Origin of the sequence: Streptomyces angustmyceticus, assembly GCF_019933235.1 — a bacterium.
Taxonomy (GTDB): domain Bacteria; phylum Actinomycetota; class Actinomycetes; order Streptomycetales; family Streptomycetaceae; genus Streptomyces; species Streptomyces angustmyceticus.
The window spans coordinates 4,102,054-4,116,409 of the sequence record NZ_CP082945.1 but is presented as its reverse complement, the minus strand read 5'-3'; the positions used below and the strand labels follow the sequence as shown (position 1 = coordinate 4,116,409).

General features: G+C 73.0%; 11 protein-coding genes and 1 pseudogene. 6 read left to right on the top strand and 6 right to left on the bottom strand.

The window, feature by feature from the left end:
- Positions 1 to 5 precede the first annotated feature (5 nt).
- The gene (locus K7396_RS18450; RefSeq protein WP_223660068.1) at positions 6 to 947 is read right to left on the bottom strand and encodes an NADP-dependent oxidoreductase; all 942 of its coding nucleotides are present in this window, start codon (positions 945 to 947) and stop codon (positions 6 to 8) included.
- A gap of 211 nt (positions 948 to 1,158) precedes the next feature.
- On the opposite strand from K7396_RS18450, the gene K7396_RS18445 reads away from it, so the two are divergent.
- Positions 1,159 to 1,914: a response regulator transcription factor gene (locus tag K7396_RS18445; RefSeq protein WP_152104778.1), complete on the top strand. Its 756-nt coding sequence runs from the start codon at positions 1,159 to 1,161 to the stop codon at positions 1,912 to 1,914.
- Between the two features lie 91 nt (positions 1,915 to 2,005).
- Positions 2,006 to 3,163, top strand: coding sequence for an ABC transporter ATP-binding protein (locus tag K7396_RS18440; protein ID WP_152104777.1), 1,158 nt, complete (start codon positions 2,006 to 2,008; stop codon positions 3,161 to 3,163).
- A gap of 147 nt (positions 3,164 to 3,310) precedes the next feature.
- Here the strand turns inward: K7396_RS18440 and K7396_RS18435 are convergent, their stop codons facing one another.
- The 3 genes from K7396_RS18435 to K7396_RS18425 are packed head-to-tail and all read right to left on the bottom strand — an operon-like array spanning position 3,311 to position 5,675.
- Positions 3,311 to 4,228, bottom strand: coding sequence for an ABC transporter substrate-binding protein (locus K7396_RS18435; RefSeq protein ID WP_086717429.1), 918 nt, complete (start codon positions 4,226 to 4,228; stop codon positions 3,311 to 3,313).
- A gap of 29 nt (positions 4,229 to 4,257) precedes the next feature.
- Complete coding sequence (locus K7396_RS18430; protein WP_086717426.1) at positions 4,258 to 4,932, bottom strand: ABC transporter permease; 675 nt, start codon at positions 4,930 to 4,932, stop codon at positions 4,258 to 4,260.
- On the bottom strand, positions 4,929 to 5,675 hold the full coding sequence (locus tag K7396_RS18425) for an ABC transporter permease (RefSeq protein WP_086717427.1): 747 nt from the start codon (positions 5,673 to 5,675) through the stop codon (positions 4,929 to 4,931). Before K7396_RS18425 ends, K7396_RS18430 begins: the two co-directional genes overlap by 4 nt.
- Before the next feature lie 125 nt (positions 5,676 to 5,800).
- On the opposite strand from K7396_RS18425, the pseudogene K7396_RS18420 reads away from it, so the two are divergent.
- A pseudogene (locus K7396_RS18420) lies at positions 5,801 to 5,881 on the top strand (polysaccharide deacetylase family protein); the annotation flags it as partial.
- 89 nt (positions 5,882 to 5,970) lie between these two features.
- Here the strand turns inward: K7396_RS18420 and K7396_RS18415 are convergent.
- A complete protein-coding gene (locus K7396_RS18415) occupies positions 5,971 to 6,543 on the bottom strand; it encodes a VanZ family protein (RefSeq protein WP_174886956.1) in 573 nt (190 codons plus the stop codon).
- A gap of 184 nt (positions 6,544 to 6,727) precedes the next feature.
- On the bottom strand, positions 6,728 to 8,041 hold the full coding sequence (locus tag K7396_RS18410; RefSeq protein ID WP_152104776.1) for an alpha/beta hydrolase: 1,314 nt from the start codon (positions 8,039 to 8,041) through the stop codon (positions 6,728 to 6,730).
- A 793-nt stretch (positions 8,042 to 8,834) separates the two neighbouring features.
- On the opposite strand from K7396_RS18410, the gene K7396_RS18405 reads away from it, so the two are divergent.
- The 3 genes from K7396_RS18405 to metG all read left to right on the top strand — a co-directional run bounded on the left by K7396_RS18405 (position 8,835) and on the right by metG (position 14,286).
- On the top strand, positions 8,835 to 10,607 hold the full coding sequence (locus K7396_RS18405; protein ID WP_152104775.1) for a vWA domain-containing protein: 1,773 nt from the start codon (positions 8,835 to 8,837) through the stop codon (positions 10,605 to 10,607).
- A gap of 243 nt (positions 10,608 to 10,850) precedes the next feature.
- Positions 10,851 to 12,440, top strand: coding sequence for an MFS transporter (locus K7396_RS18400; RefSeq protein WP_174886955.1), 1,590 nt, complete (start codon positions 10,851 to 10,853; stop codon positions 12,438 to 12,440).
- Between the two features lie 127 nt (positions 12,441 to 12,567).
- Entirely contained in the window at positions 12,568 to 14,286 is a 1,719-nt protein-coding gene (gene metG, locus K7396_RS18395; protein WP_086721324.1) for a methionine--tRNA ligase, read from the top strand.
- The last annotated feature ends 70 nt before the right edge of the window (positions 14,287 to 14,356 follow it).

The window sequence follows — 14,356 nt, the reverse complement described above, 5'->3', positions numbered from 1 at the left end:
CGCGCTCAGATCGCCAGGACCGTCTTGCCCTGCGACCGGCCGGTGCGGCTGGCCTCCAGGGCCTCCGGCGCCTCTTCGAGGGAGACCTCGCGTCCCACGAGGACCGTCAGCCGGCCCGCGTCGACCTGGCCGGCGAGGATCTCCAGCAACTGCGGGGAGGGGCGGTTGACGAAGTTGAAGCCGCGCAGGTTGTTGTCGGTCAGCTCGTCGGCGTCGGCCGAGCCGATGAGCGAGACGGCGGTGCCCCCGTCCCGTACGGTCCGGGTCAGCCCGGCGAACTCGGCGGGGCCGCCGATCATGTCGATCAGCACGTCGACGCCGTCCGGGTGGGCCGCGAGGACCTGGTCGTCGAGCGGGCCCGCGGTGTGGTCGACGGTCTCCGCGGCGCCCAGCGTCCGCATCAGCTCCGCCTTCGACGCGCGCGCGGTGGCGATCACCTCGGCGCCGCGGCCGGCCGCGAGCTGGGTGACGAAGGTGCCGACGCCGCCGGTCGCGCCGACGAGCAGCACCCGGGTGCCCTCGGTGACCCGGGTCTCCTCGACCAGGTTGTACGCGGTCATGCCGGCCGTCGGCAGCCCCGCGGAGGTGGCGTAGGTGACGCTGCGGGCGGCGTGCGCGAGGCGGCCCTCGTCGGCGACGGCGAGCTCGCAGTACGAACCGCCGCCCCGCTCCGGCCGCTGGAACTGGCCGAACACCGCGTCGCCGACGGTGAACCGCCGCACGCCGTTCCCGATCGCGAGCACCTCGCCCGCCCCGTCCGACCCCAGGACGAGGGGGAAGGCCGCCGGCACGGCGTCGCCGAACATGCCGTCGGCGATCTTCCAGTCGATGGGGTTGAGTCCGGCGGCGGACAGCCGCACCAGAACCTCACCGGGCCCTGGTTCGGGCTGTGGCAGATCCATGAGCTGCGGCTTTTCACCGAATGCGCTGACTGCTACGGCTCTCATCGTGGCGTTCCCTTCCACCCTTCCGACCGGTGGCCGAAGGGGATCGTAAGCACGCGGGTGGGGCCGGACGCGGCAGGAGGAGAGGCGGTGCGGCGGAAGCAACTCGTACGGCCCCGCGCGCCGGGTCCGTACGGCCCTCCCGGCGGCGGGACACGGCCGCGCGGGCCCCGGCTCCGGCCCCGGCCGGTCCGCCTCGGGTACATATGACGCCATGCGCGTACTGGTGGCGGAAGCCGAGGATCGGGTCGCGGAGGGAGTCGCCGCGGCGCTGCGCCGCGCGGCGCTCACGGTGGACACCGCCCACGACGGGAGCGCGGCGCTGGCCGCCCTCCGGCAGGACGCCTACGACGTCCTCGTCCTGGACGAGGAGCTGCCCGGCCCGCACGCCGACGAGATCTGCCGGCACCTGGCGGAAGAGGGCCTGCCGACGCGGGTGTTGCTGCTCACCGCACCCGGCACCGGCCACGAGCGGGCCGAGGACGCGGAGCCGGGCGCAGGTCACCACCTGGCCAGGCCGTTCGCGCACGAGGACCTGCTCGGCAGGGTGCTGACGCTGGGCCGGCCCGGCCGCCCCGTCCGGCCGCAGGTCATCGAGCGGGCGGGGGTCAGCGTCGACACCGCGCGCCGGCTGGCCCTGCGCGACGGCCGGCCGCTGGCGCTGTCCCGCACCGAATTCGGGCTGCTGGAGGTGCTGTTGCGCGCCCAGGGCGCGCCGGTCAGCGGCGACGAGCTGATCGAGGAGGTCTGGGAGGAGCACACCAGCTACCGCACCAACGCCGTACGCGTCGCGCTCGGCAGGCTGCGCGCCAAGCTCGGCGACCCGCCGGTGATCGAGACCGTCCCGGGCGGCGGCTACCGGATGGGTGGCGGGGCGGCGGCGGAGGACGGGGCCGGGACGGGGGACGGCGCGGGGCCCGGCGGCGAGGCCGCGGGCGTGACGCCGGGAGCGGGCGCCGAGGGCCCGTGATCCGCCGGGGGAGGGCGGAGGGCTCCGGCGCCCGCCCACCCGATTGCCCGCATGACGGGTCCGGCCGCAGACCGCGGGATTCAATGGCGCAATGATCCGGTTCGACTCCGTCACCAAGCGCTACCCCGACGGAACCACCGCCGTCGACGACCTCTCCTTCGAGGTCGGCGAGGGCGAGCTGGTGACGCTGGTCGGACCGTCCGGCTGCGGCAAGACGACGACCATGATGATGGTCAACCGGCTCATCGACCCCACCCACGGACAGGTCTGGGTCGACGGCGCGGACGTCGCCGGTGTCGATCCCGTCGCCCTGCGCCGCCGGATCGGTTACGTCATCCAGCAGACCGGCCTCTTCCCCCACCGCACCGTCCTCGACAACACCGCCACCGTGCCGTTCCTGAGCGGCTGGAAGAAGGCGCGGGCGCGCGAGCGGGCCGCCGAACTCCTGGACCTGGTCGGCCTGGACCCCGCGGTCCACGGCTCGCGCTACCCCGACCAGCTCTCCGGCGGACAGCGGCAGCGGGTCGGGGTGGCGCGGGCGCTCGCCGCCGATCCCCCGGTGCTGTTGATGGACGAGCCGTTCGGTGCGGTCGACCCGGTCGTCCGCGACCGGCTCCAGAAGGAGTTCCTGCGGCTGCAGGCCGGTCTGCACAAGACGGTGCTGCTGGTCACCCATGACATCGAGGAGGCCATCCGGCTCGGCGACCGGATCGCGGTCTACGGAGCGGGCCGGATCGAGCAGTACGACACCCCGGCGAGCGTCCTCGGCGCCCCCGCCACGTCCTATGTCGCCGAATTCGTCGGCACCGACCGCGCGTTGAAGCAGCTCTCGGTCACCGGTATCGACCGGGGCGACCTCGAACACCCTCCACTGGTCCGGCTCGGCGAACCCGCGGCGGACGCCGGGAGACGGCTGCGGGCCGAGGGCGCCCGCTGGGCCGTGGTGCTCGACGAGGACGGCGCGCTGCACGGCTGGGCGGCCACGGAGGAACTGGCCGGGGTGCCGGGCACGGTGGCCGGTCACGCCCGCCGGATGGAGGCATGGGTCCCGGTGACCGGCACGCTCAAGGCGGCCTTCAGCGAGATGCTCAAGCACGATGCCGGCTGGATCGCGGTCCTGGACGGCCACCGGTTCCTGGGCGTGCTCACCCCGACCACGCTCCATGAGGCCCTGCGCCGCACCATCGGCTCCGACGCACGGGGAGTGCCCCGCGAGCGGGCCGAGGTGGATTCCGTGCCGACGGAGTGAGCCCGCGGGGCGAGGCGGCACAGGCCGGGGCAAGGCGGCACGGGCCATGGGGGGCGGTCCGGGACGGCGGGTTTCACGTGAAACGCCTGCCCTGCCCGCCTGCGGGCCGTTTCACGTGAAACAGCCCGCTCCGCCCGCCGGCAGAGGTCAGCCCTTGGGCAACAGCCCTTTGGACCGGAGGTAGTTGCGGGCCACATCCGCAGGCAGCCGCCGCCAGCTGTCCACCTGCTCGTTGAGGTGTGCCAGATCGGCCGTGGTCAGGACCTTGTTGAGGCGGTCGAGCGCGGCGGCCGCCCGTGCGCCGCCCGCCCGTGCGCGGTTGACGACGGGGACGACGTAGTCGGCGTTCTGGAGCTTCTTGTCGTCGGCGAGCAGCACCAGCCCGAACTGGTCGAGGGTGGCATCGGTGCTGGTCGTCAGCACCATCTGGTCCTGCCCGTTCTGGACGGCCTGTTTGGCGGGCGTGGTGCCGACGCCCTTCGGGTCGACGGCGGTGATGTCGATCCCGTACGTCTTCTTCAGCCCCGGCGCGCAGAACGGCCGCTGGACACACTCGTCGCCCGCCGCCAGCCGCACCGGCAGCTTGGCGCGTCCCAGGTCGCTGAGGGTCCTGAGGTGGTGCTTGCGGGCGTAGGCGGCGCTCACCGCGAAGGCGTTCTGGTCGACGGCCCGGCCGGCCGGGAGCACGGTCAGACCGCGGGGTCCGGCGAGCCGGCGCAGCGCGGTCATGGTCGTCCCGAGGTCCGGCGAGGCGACCGGGGCCGCCTTGGGCCCCTTGCTCTTGGCGTTGAGCCAGTCCGCGAAGGTCGCGGCGTACTCGGGGACGACATCGATCTGCCCGGCCTCCAGCGCCGGTTCGTACAGCTCGCGGTTGCCGACCGTCAGGACGCGGGTGCGGTATCCGGCGTGCTGGAGCAGCGCCGCGTACATCTGGGCGAGCAGCTCGCTCTCCGTGAAGCCCGCCGAACCGATGGCCAGGTCGTGGCTGTCACCGGGGGAGGCGGTGATCGCGGAGCGGTTCTCCAGGGAAGGACCGCCGGCGCAGGCCGAGAGCCCGAGGGCCATGAGGGCCGCCAGCGCCGCGGCCGCCGCCCTCACCGGACCGGCCCCCGTGCCCAGATCGGCGCGCACCGCTGTGCCAGCTCGAAGGCGCCCTCCATCAGCAGCGCGAACACCGCGACCAGGACCGCCCCGGCGACCACCTGTGGGGTGCTGGCCAGGTTGAAGCCCGCGGTGATGATCCGGCCGAGGCCGCCGCCGCCCACCAGCGCGGCGAGCGTGGCGGTGGCCACCAGCTGGACGGCGGCGATCCGGACGCCGGTCAGGAGCAGCGGGAAGGCGAGCGGCACCTCGACCCGCCACACCAGCTGCGTCCCGGTCATCCCCATCCCTCGCGCGGCCCGCACCACGCTCCGGTCCACCTCGCGCATCCCCACATACGCGTTGGTCAGCAGCGGCGGGATGGCGAACAGCACCAGCGCGATGATCGTCGGCCACTGCCCGTGCCGTCCGAGCGGGGTCAGCAGCAGCAGGACGAGTACGGCGAAGGTCGGCACCGCACGGCCGATGTTGGCGAGGTTGATGGCCAGCGCGCCACCGCGGCCGAGGTGGCCGAGGGTCAGCGCGACCGGCAGGGCGATCAGGGCGCTGATGACCAGGCAGGAGAAGGTGAGCACGAGGTGCTGTTCGAGGCGGTGCCAGACCCCGTTCTCACCGGACCAGTTGGCGGCCGTGGTCAGCCAGGTCCAGACCGCGGAGAGGGTGTTCACGGCCGCCGCCCGGCCGTGACCGGCCGCTTCGCCCCCGCGCCGGCCCGTGCGCGCACCCGCGTCCGGCGCCCGGCCCGGCGCCAGGGGGTGAGCAGCCGCTCCGCACCGAGCAGCAGCAGGTCGAGGACGACCGCGATGATCACGCACAGCACGGACGCGGTGAGCACCTGCGCCTTGAAGAAGGAGTTCATCCCGGCGTAGATGAGGTTCCCCAGCCCGCCGTACCCGACGATCGCCCCGACCGTGGTGAGCGCGACCGCGGAGACGGTGGCGATCCGCAGCCCGGCCATCGCGGCCGGCAGCGCCAGCGGCAGTTCGACGGTGAGCAGTTGCCGCAGCGGCCCGTACCCCATGCCGCGGGCGGCCTCTGTGGCCTCGGCGGGGACGCCGTCCAGCCCCGCCAGGATGTTCCGTACGAGCAGAGTCAGGGAGTACAGGGCGAGGCCGACCACCACGAGGGTGGCGGACAGCCCGTAGACCGGCAGCAGCAGCGAGAACATCGCCAGCGACGGGATGGTGTAGAGGACCGTCGTGATGCCGAGCACCGGTCCGGCCGTCCAGCGCCTGCGGCGGGCCAGCAGCGCCAGCGGCACCGCGACCACCAGGCCGAGCGCCACCGAGATCACCGTCAGCTGGAGGTGCTGGCCGACCGCGTCGAGCAGGATCTGCCGACGGGTGCTCAGGTAGTCGCCGCAGATCCAGTCGTTACGGGCCAGGCAGTCGTCCGGCGGCGGTGCGGTCACGCTACGAGTCCACCCCGGCGGGCGCGGCGTGTCGCGGCGGACGCGTCCGATCGGGGTGACGGCGGACGGCCGCCCGCGCCGGCCTCCGCCGCCGGCGGGCCGGCACCTCCGGCTGACGGTGATCTAAGAAGCGCGGCTACACGGTCGTCACGGTCTCCCAGCTGCTGTCCCCGGCGAAGCCGGAGCCGGGGATGGTCTACCGGCCGCAGCGCCCGCCCCCCGGGGAGGAAGGCAGCGCCCGTAAGCCCACACCTCGCGCGACGGTCCTGCGGAGCGGCCCCCCGGTGAGGCGGCCCTACGGGGTGGACGTCTCGGAGGCCCCGGGGCTCCCCACGGCCGCCCCCTTCCCGCTGAACCGGTGCCACCAGTGCCGGCGCCGCGGATGCACCGCACGGCCCAGCCGCAGCCCCAGCAGCAGATAACCGAGCAGCGCGCCGGAGCAGTTGAGGATCACATCGTCGATGTCGAACGCCCGGCCGGTGATCAGCGCCCCCTGCACCAGCTCCACCAGCAGCATCACCACCGCCGTCGCCACGCCGACCCTGAGCAGTCCCCGCGCCCGCGGCACCAGCACCGGCAGCAGCACCCCGAACGGCACCCCCAGCAGGACGTTGCCGCCGAGCTGCTTGGCCGTGTCGGCCAGGTGCGGCTGCGCCAGGTAGCTCCGGATCGAGTCACCGGGGCGGAGGTTGGGATGGGTCAGCGGCACCGAGGCCGCCGACGGGGTCAGCGTGACCCGCGCCAGCGCCACCGCGAAGGCCACCATCGCGGCGAACGCCAGCACCAGCAGAAGGATCCGAACGGCCAGCGGGGCCCGCGCGGCCACGGGGGACCACGCCGCCTCGTCACCCTGTTGCGTACGCGCCATGAGGTCACTCCCCGGTGTGCGAGATGCGCAGTGCGCCGATGGGACGTTCGGTTACCCGGGGTCCGGCGAATCATGTGACGGACGACGGGCAGCCGCCGCGGGCCCGTGCCACGGCCGCACACACGCCACAGGGGCGCCGGACAACTCCGGCGCCCCTGCGCGGTACTGCTCAGCTGCCCTGCGGCTACCCCCGGGGGCGCTCCGCCTCCACCCGACGGCGGCCCTTGTCGTCGGACGTCGTCGGCGCCTTGGACGGCCCGGTCCGCTGCGGGCCCGGGGCGCCGCTCTTGCCCGGCGCCCCCGCGTTCGGCTTGCGCTGCGGGGCGGCCGCCTCGGTGTCCTGCGGGAAGGTCAGCTGCTGGCTCTGCCACTCCAGGGCGGGCACGACCTCGCGGCGCCAGGTCGCGAACTGGTGACTGCCCTGCGGCAGGATGATCGAGTCCACCGACATCGGCGACTTGGCGGCGTGGAGGAACTTCATGGTCTCGCCGTAGTCCGCCTCGCCCTTACGGCTGCTGGCGACCAGCGCGGAGATCTGCGGCGCGGGCAGGTTCTTCAGCCGCCACAGCAGATCGTGCTCGCGCTCCCGCTGGGCGCCCTGGGCGCCGGGGCCGAAGAGACTGCCGGTGGTCAGGTCGTCCTTGATCGCGTAGTCGCCGGAGAGCGAGACCGCGGAGGTGTAGGCGTGCGGGTTGCGCATCGCCAGCTGCAGCGAGCACGTACCGCCGGACGAGTATCCGAACGCGCCCCAGGCGCTGGGGTCGTGGCCCACCCGGTAGGCCGACTTCATGGCGTCCGGCAGGTCCTTGGTGAAGAACGTCTCGGCCTGCGGCCCGCCCGGCACGTCCACGCACTCGGTGTCCCGCGGCGGTGCGATCGTCGGCCGGACCATCACGATCACCGTCGGCTGCATCCGGCCCTGCGCGATCAGCCGGCCGGCGTTCTGCGGCACCTGGAGGTGCTGCGCGAGGTTCATGATCCCGCCCGGGTAGCCGCTGATGACGACCATGACGGGGAACCGCTGCCGGCGGAACTGCTGCTGGAAGTACTGCGGCGGCAGATACACGAAGCCGGGGTTGATGGCCCGGGTGCGGCGGCCGACGATCCGTACGGACTCGACCTTGCCCACCTTGTCCGCGGGCCCCTTGGGAAGCCCGGTCACCCGATCGAGGCCCTGCGGACCGGCCGGCTGGACCAGCCCGCCCTTCATGTTGCCGACCGAGGCGTACTGCCCGCCGCCCTCGCTCACGGACACCGGGGCCTTGTCGTTGTTGCCGAGCAGCTCGTCCCAGTCGCCGTAGAACTCGAAGTTCGTGTTCACGGCGAGGGCGAGCGCACAAACGATCGACACCTGGGTGACCACGATGGCGCCCAGTCTGCCCAGGACGGGGCCGACCCCGCGCCTCGACAACCGGGGCCAGAGCCACACCGTGGCGGCGACACAGGCCACCGCCAGCACGATCACCGTGTACTCGAGCGACTGACTGGTCAGCCCCATGCGCCCACATCTCCCGTCACCCTCGAAAGGGTTCTTGCCTTCTCAACGGCCGCCTATGGCACAACGGGCGGCTCCGGACAATGGTCACCGGAGAAGACGGGCACACCTGCGCATCGGATACCTGAGCGACTCAGTTCTTACCCAGCTCTTGCCACTTCGTTTCCGCGGCGTGATGTGGGGAGGGGCTCCCGTGGGACGGGGAGAACCCTCCGCCCCCAGGGGGCCCGGGACCTCTCGCGCCCCGATGTCCCGTTACGTCCTCCCGCTCCCCACCCACCACACGGGGGCACCCCTCAACTCACCTTCCGTGTCCGGCCCTTGCGACGCGGGCTCCGCCGCGCTCGCCCCGGCCCCCTCACCTCCTCGCCCGGTCACCCGCATGCCGTATGGGGGGAGGGCGGCGTGTGCTGTGCGGGCGCGGGGGCGAGGGGCGGGGGCGGTGCACGGGGGCGGGGCGGGCGGTGCGTACGGTCGGGGCAGTCGGGGCGGGCTGCCGACGGGGCGGTGGTACGTCGCGGCAGGGTGCTCGTACGGACTGCGGGGAGGTTTTGTGGACGGCCGGGGAACGGGTGCGGGCGGCCGGACAACCTCGTACGCAGGGCGAACGCAGCCGGGCCCGGTCGGCTGAAACCATCCGCCTCCGCAACACCCCCGGATGGCCCACCAAACCAGGCGCGGGGTCCCACTGTGAGGCCGGTCCCGGCCGCTACCCTTACGTATCCGTCCTGGTCAGGGACATGTCCGTGCTTCACGGACATACGCCGCACCCAGCACCCGCAAGAGAGGTTCGCCGATGGGCATTCGGAGTCTGCTGCGCAACGCTTTCGGTCGCTCCAAGGCGACCCGTGAAGAAACCGGCGCGGCCCCGAGCGGCGCCGACAAGCCGGAGTCCGCGACCATCCCGGAGGCGCGCGCGGAGTCCGCCCCGGGTGCCGCGACCCCGGAGGCCGAGGTTCCGGCCGCCCGGACGGCTCCCACGGAGACCCCGGACACCGACCCCGCTCCCGCCCCGAAGACCCCGACGCTGCCGGCCCAGGGCGGCCACGCGGACCGGGGCGAGCGGGCCGACCAGGTGAGCCGGGCGGACCAGGCGGAAAAGACCTCCGCGGGACGGGACGACGCCGAGGCCGAGGCCCCTGAGGCTGCCGCCCCGGCCGCCTCCGACCTCGTGAGCCAGGCGTTCGACAACCCGACGCAGACGCCGGCAGCGGACGCCGAGCCGGCCGCCGCGCCCGCCGAGGCCGCTGAGGCCCCTGAGCCGCAGGCGGAGTCGGCGGCAGAGGTGAAGGAAGCGCCTGCGGCGGAGTCGGTGGCCGAGGCCAAGACGACGGCCGACGCGGAGCCGGTGGCCGAGGCGAAGGCGACGGCCGACGCGGCGGAGCCCAAGGCCGAGCCCGCGGCGGAGGTCGTGGCGGAGCCCGCGGACTCCAAGGTCGTCGCGGAGCCCGCAGACGCGGCCGTCGCCGAGGCCGCGGCCGTTGCCGAGCCGACGGCAGAGCCCGGGACCGCACCCGAGCCGGAAGCGAAGGCGGCGGCGGAGCCCGCCCCGGAGCCCGAGGCCGAGACCGAGACCGAGGCAAAGGCCGCGGACCAGCCGGCGGCCGCGCCCGAGCCGGAGCCGGCGCCCGAAGCGGAGACGAAGCCCGAAGCTGCCGCCCCGGCGCCCGAGGAGCCGAAGGCCGACGCGGAGGCGAAGCCCGAGCCGGAGCCGAAGGCGGACGCAAAGGCGGACGCGACGCCCGAAGCCGCCCCCACCGCCCCGTCGGCCGCCCCCGAGCCCCAGACGGCCCCCGAGCCCCGGGCAGCAGCCCCGGCAACGGCGGAAGCCGAGCCCCGGCCCGAGACCCCCGGCGCCCCCGGTTCGCTCCCCGCCGTCGCCCCCGCGCTGCTCAGCCTCTACAAGTCCGCGGGCGCCACCCTGGACAAGCACGGCCTCGCCACCCAGCGCGCCGCCGTCTACCTCGTCCTCGACCGCTCCGGCTCGATGCGCAACTACTACAAGGACGGCACGGTCCAGAACCTCGCCGAGCAGGCCCTCGGCCTCGCCGCGCACTTCGACGACGACGCCACCGTCCCGGTCGTCTTCTTCTCCACCGACATCGACGGCACCGCCGACATCGACCTCGCCAACTACGAGGGCCGCATCGCGGAACTGCACGCCGGTCTCGGCCACATGGGCCGTACGAACTACCACTGGGCCGTCAACGCCGTCGTCGACCACTACAAGAAGTCCGGTTCCACCGCGCCGGCCTTCGTCATCTTCCAGACCGACGGTGCCCCGACCTCCAAGCCGGCCGCCGAGAAGGCGCTCTGCGAGGCGGCCGGACTCCCGATCTTCTGGCAGTTCATCGGCTTCGGGGACCCGGACGCCAAGGGCTTCGACTTCCTCCGCAAGCTCGACGACCTGGCCGTCCCGGAGAAGCGCGCCGTCGACAACGCCGGTTTCTTCCACGCCGGCCGCGACCCGCGCGGCCTCTCCCACGACGAGCTCTACCAGCAGCTGATGGTCGAGTTCCCCGAGTGGCTCGCCGAGGCCCGCACCGCGGGCATCGTCAAGGACGACTGACCCCCGGGCCCCTCACCCGTTCCTCTTCGTCCGCACCGTCAGCTGACGACACCCGACCGGCCGCGGCGGCCCCGAGCCCGCCGCGGCCGGCGCCGTTCCCGGCCCGCCCCGGCACAGCAGGCGCCGCCCCGCCCCACTGCCTAGGCTGAATGGATGAAGCGCCCCGTTTCCTCCCCGTAGCGCCCGTTTCCGGCCGGCGGGGCGGTGCCGGGTAGCCGTACCAGCCGAGCGAGGTGGGTCGTGATGGGTGAGGCGAGCCGAGAGGGGGGCGGCGAGCCGCCTCCGGCACCGCGCAGGCCCGCCACTCCCAGCTGGGCCCTTGCGGCCGAGCCCGATCCCCGGCGCTGGTGGGCGCTGGTGGTGATCGCCATCGCGCAGCTGATGGTGGTGCTGGACGCCAGCATCGTGAACATCGCGCTGCCCTCGGCCCAGCGGGACCTGGGGATGTCGGACGCGAACCGCCAGTGGGTGATCACCGCGTACACGCTCGCGTTCGGCGGGCTGCTGCTGCTCGGCGGCCGGGTCGCCGACCTGGTGGGGCGGAAGAAGACCTTCATGATCGGGCTGGTCGGCTTCGCGATCGCGTCCGGGCTGGGCGGCGCGGCCACCGGGTCCGGGCTGCTGTTCGGGGCGCGGGCGCTGCAGGGGGCCTTCGCCGCGCTGCTGGCGCCGTCCGCGCTGTCCCTGCTGACCACCACCTTCACCATCGGGAAGGAACGGAGCAAGGCGTTCGGGATCTACGGGGCGATCGCGGGCGGCGGCGCGGCCATCGGGCTGATCGCCGGCGGGCTGCTGACCGAGTATCTGAACTGGCGCTGGTGCCTGTATGTGAACGTCCCGATCGCGGTGATCGCGTTCATCGGCGCCGCGGTGTTCCTGCGCGACCGGCCCGAGCGGGGGCGCGTCTCCCTGGACGCCCCGGGTGTGGTGCTGGGCTGCGGCGGCCTGGTCGCGATCGTCTACGGGTGCAGCGAAGCGGAGCCGCGGGGCTGGGGAGACGGGCTGGTCCTCGGGTTGCTGGTGGGGGGCGTGGTGCTGCTGGCCGCCTTCGCCTGGTGGCAATCGCGGGCGCGCCACCCCCTGCTGCCGCTGCACATCGTCCGCGACCGGAATCGCGGGGGCGCCTTCCTGACCATGGCGCTGGCGGTCATCGGGCTGTTCGGAATGTTCCTGTTCATGACCTATTACCTGCAGACCGTGCTCGGGTATTCACCGGTCAGGACCGGAGTGGCGTTCCTGCCGATGGTGGTCGCGATCGTCGTCGGTTCGACGCAGATCTCCGCGCGGCTGCTGCACCGGATCCCGCCGCGGTTCCTGATGGTCCCGGGGGCCGTCCTCGCGTCCGCGGGGCTCTTCACCCTGACGTTCCTGACGACCGAGCCCGCCTACGTCTCCCATGTACTGCCGGCCATGCTGCTCGTCGGCCTCGGCATGGGCCTGACCTTCATGCCGGTGATGGCGACGGCCACCTCCGGGGTGGCGCCGCACGACTCCGGCGTCACCTCCGCGACGGTCAACACGGCGCAGCAGGTGGGCGGTTCGATCGGTACGGCGCTGCTGAACACCATCGCGACCTCGACCAGCGCGACGTTCATCGCGGGTCGTCTGGCGGACGCGGCCCGCAGGGGCGGGGCTCTCGGACTCACCCCGGCGGTGCGGGACGGGATCGTGAAGAGCGGGGTGGTGCACGGGTTCACCGTGGCCATCGGGGTGGGCTCGGCGATCATGCTGCTGGCCGCACTCGCCGCCGGGCTGCTGGTCAACGGCCGGGCCCCGCAACAGGGCCGGGCCCCTGCCGCGGAGGGCGCGGAGTCGGCGGACGCGGCGGCCTGAGAGGGCTGGGCGGGCGGGCCGGCCGCCCCGGAAAAGGCCGCGCGGGCACCCCCGGCCCGTCCAGTACGATATTGACGTTCCGTAAAGCAAATCCTCACTCACCGTAGCGACTTGGGAGCAGCCGGCAATGGCTCGACACCTCATCACCAGCGCCCTTCCGTACATCAACGGGATCAAGCACCTGGGCAACATGGTGGGGTCCATGCTCCCGGCCGACGTGTACGCGCGCTATATGCGCCGGCGCGGCCACGACGTCCTCTACATCTGCGCGACGGACGAGCACGGGACCCCCGCCGAGCTGGCGGCGAAGGACGCGGGCCAGTCGGTCGACGCGTTCTGCGCCGAGCAGCACGACAAGCAGAAGGCGATCTACGAGGGCTTCAGCCTCGACTTCGACTACTTCGGCCGGAGCTCTTCGCAGGAGAACGTGGAGCTGACGCAGCACTTCGCGCGCAAGCTGCACGAGAACGGCTTCATCGAGGAGCGGGCGATCCGCCAGGTCTTCTCGGTCGCCGACGACCGCTTCCTGCCGGACCGCTACATCGTCGGCACGTGCCCGCACTGCGGCTACGACAAGGCGCGCGGCGACCAGTGCGAGAACTGCACCCGGGTGCTCGACCCCACCGACCTGATCGACGCCCGCTCGGCGATCAGCGGCAGCGGTGACCTGGAGGTGCGCGAGACCAAGCACCTCTTCCTGCTCCAGTCGAAGCTGCAGCACGAGGTCGAGGGCTGGCTGGACGGCAACGGCAGCAAGGAGTGGCCGACGCTGGCCTCGTCCATCGCGCACAAGTGGCTGACCGAGGGCCTCCAGGACCGGGCGATCACCCGCGACCTGGACTGGGGCGTGCCGGTGCCGGCCGATGTGTGGCCGGAGCTGGCGGCCGAGGGCAAGGTCTTCTACGTCTGGTTCGACGCGCCGATCGAGTACATCGGGGCGACGAAGGAGTGGGCGGACGCGGTCTCCGACGGCAGCCGCGACTGGAAGTCGTGGTGGTACGAGGCCGACGACGTCCGGTACACGGAGTTCATGGCCAAGGACAACGTGCCGTTCCACTCCGTGATGTTCCCGGCGACCCAGCTGGGCACCCGCGAGCCGTGGAAGAAGGTCGACTTCCTCAAGGCCTTCAACTGGCTCAACTACTACGGCGGGAAGTTCTCCACCTCCCAGCGGCGCGGCATCTTCACGGACGCCGCGCTGGAGCTGCTGCCCGCCGACTACTGGCGCTACTTCCTGATCGCCAACGCCCCGGAGTCCGACGACACCTCCTTCACCTGGGAGCTGTTCTCGGCCTCGGTCAACAAGGACCTGGCGGACACCCTCGGCAACTTCGTCAACCGGGTGCTGTCGTTCTCCCGGAAGCGGTTCGGTGACGAGGTGCCCGCGGGCGCCGAGCCCGGGGCCGCGGAGCAGAAGCTGGGCGAGGAGATCGCCGGGCTGCTGGCGGAGTACGAGGGCCACATGGAGGCCCTGCAGTTCCGCAAGGCCGCGGCCTCGCTGCGGGCCCTGTGGAGCGCGGGCAACTCCTACCTGGAGGAGAAGGCCCCGTGGCTGGAGATCAAGACCGACAAGGACGCGGCGGCGCTGACGCTGCGTACGGCGATGAACCTCATCCACCTCTACGCGATCGTCTCCGAGCCCTTCATCCCGTCGTCGGCCAAGGCGATGCGGGGGGCCTTCGCGCTGGAGAACGACACCGCGGTGTGGGTCTCCCCGGAGGAGGCCAGGGCGCTTGCCTCGGTGCCCGCCGGGACGCCCTTCACGGTCCCGCCGGTGCTCTTCGCGAAGATCACCGAGGAGGACCTGGAGTCCTACCGCGAGCGCTTCGGCGGCGCGGAGCAGTAAGCCCGGCCCGCCGGCCCTAGCGGCGGAGCAGTAGATCCGTCCTCGCGCCCGTCCAGCCCTCGCGGCCGGA

What these genes read in the sequence shown, in the direction of transcription:
- K7396_RS18450 (WP_223660068.1), bottom strand. Translation starts at nt 947, where the DNA reads ATGAGAGCCGTAGCAGTCAGCGCATTCGGTGAAAAGCCGCAGCTCATG.
- K7396_RS18445 (WP_152104778.1), top strand. Translation starts at nt 1,159, where the DNA reads ATGCGCGTACTGGTGGCGGAAGCCGAGGATCGGGTCGCGGAGGGAGTC.
- K7396_RS18440 (WP_152104777.1), top strand. Translation starts at nt 2,006, where the DNA reads ATGATCCGGTTCGACTCCGTCACCAAGCGCTACCCCGACGGAACCACC.
- K7396_RS18435 (WP_086717429.1), bottom strand. Translation starts at nt 4,228, where the DNA reads ATGGCCCTCGGGCTCTCGGCCTGCGCCGGCGGTCCTTCCCTGGAGAAC.
- K7396_RS18415 (WP_174886956.1), bottom strand. Translation starts at nt 6,543, where the DNA reads ATGGCGCGTACGCAACAGGGTGACGAGGCGGCGTGGTCCCCCGTGGCC.
- K7396_RS18410 (WP_152104776.1), bottom strand. Translation starts at nt 8,041, where the DNA reads ATGGGGCTGACCAGTCAGTCGCTCGAGTACACGGTGATCGTGCTGGCG.
- K7396_RS18405 (WP_152104775.1), top strand. Translation starts at nt 8,835, where the DNA reads ATGGGCATTCGGAGTCTGCTGCGCAACGCTTTCGGTCGCTCCAAGGCG.
- K7396_RS18400 (WP_174886955.1), top strand. Translation starts at nt 10,851, where the DNA reads ATGGGTGAGGCGAGCCGAGAGGGGGGCGGCGAGCCGCCTCCGGCACCG.
- metG (WP_086721324.1), top strand. Translation starts at nt 12,568, where the DNA reads ATGGCTCGACACCTCATCACCAGCGCCCTTCCGTACATCAACGGGATC.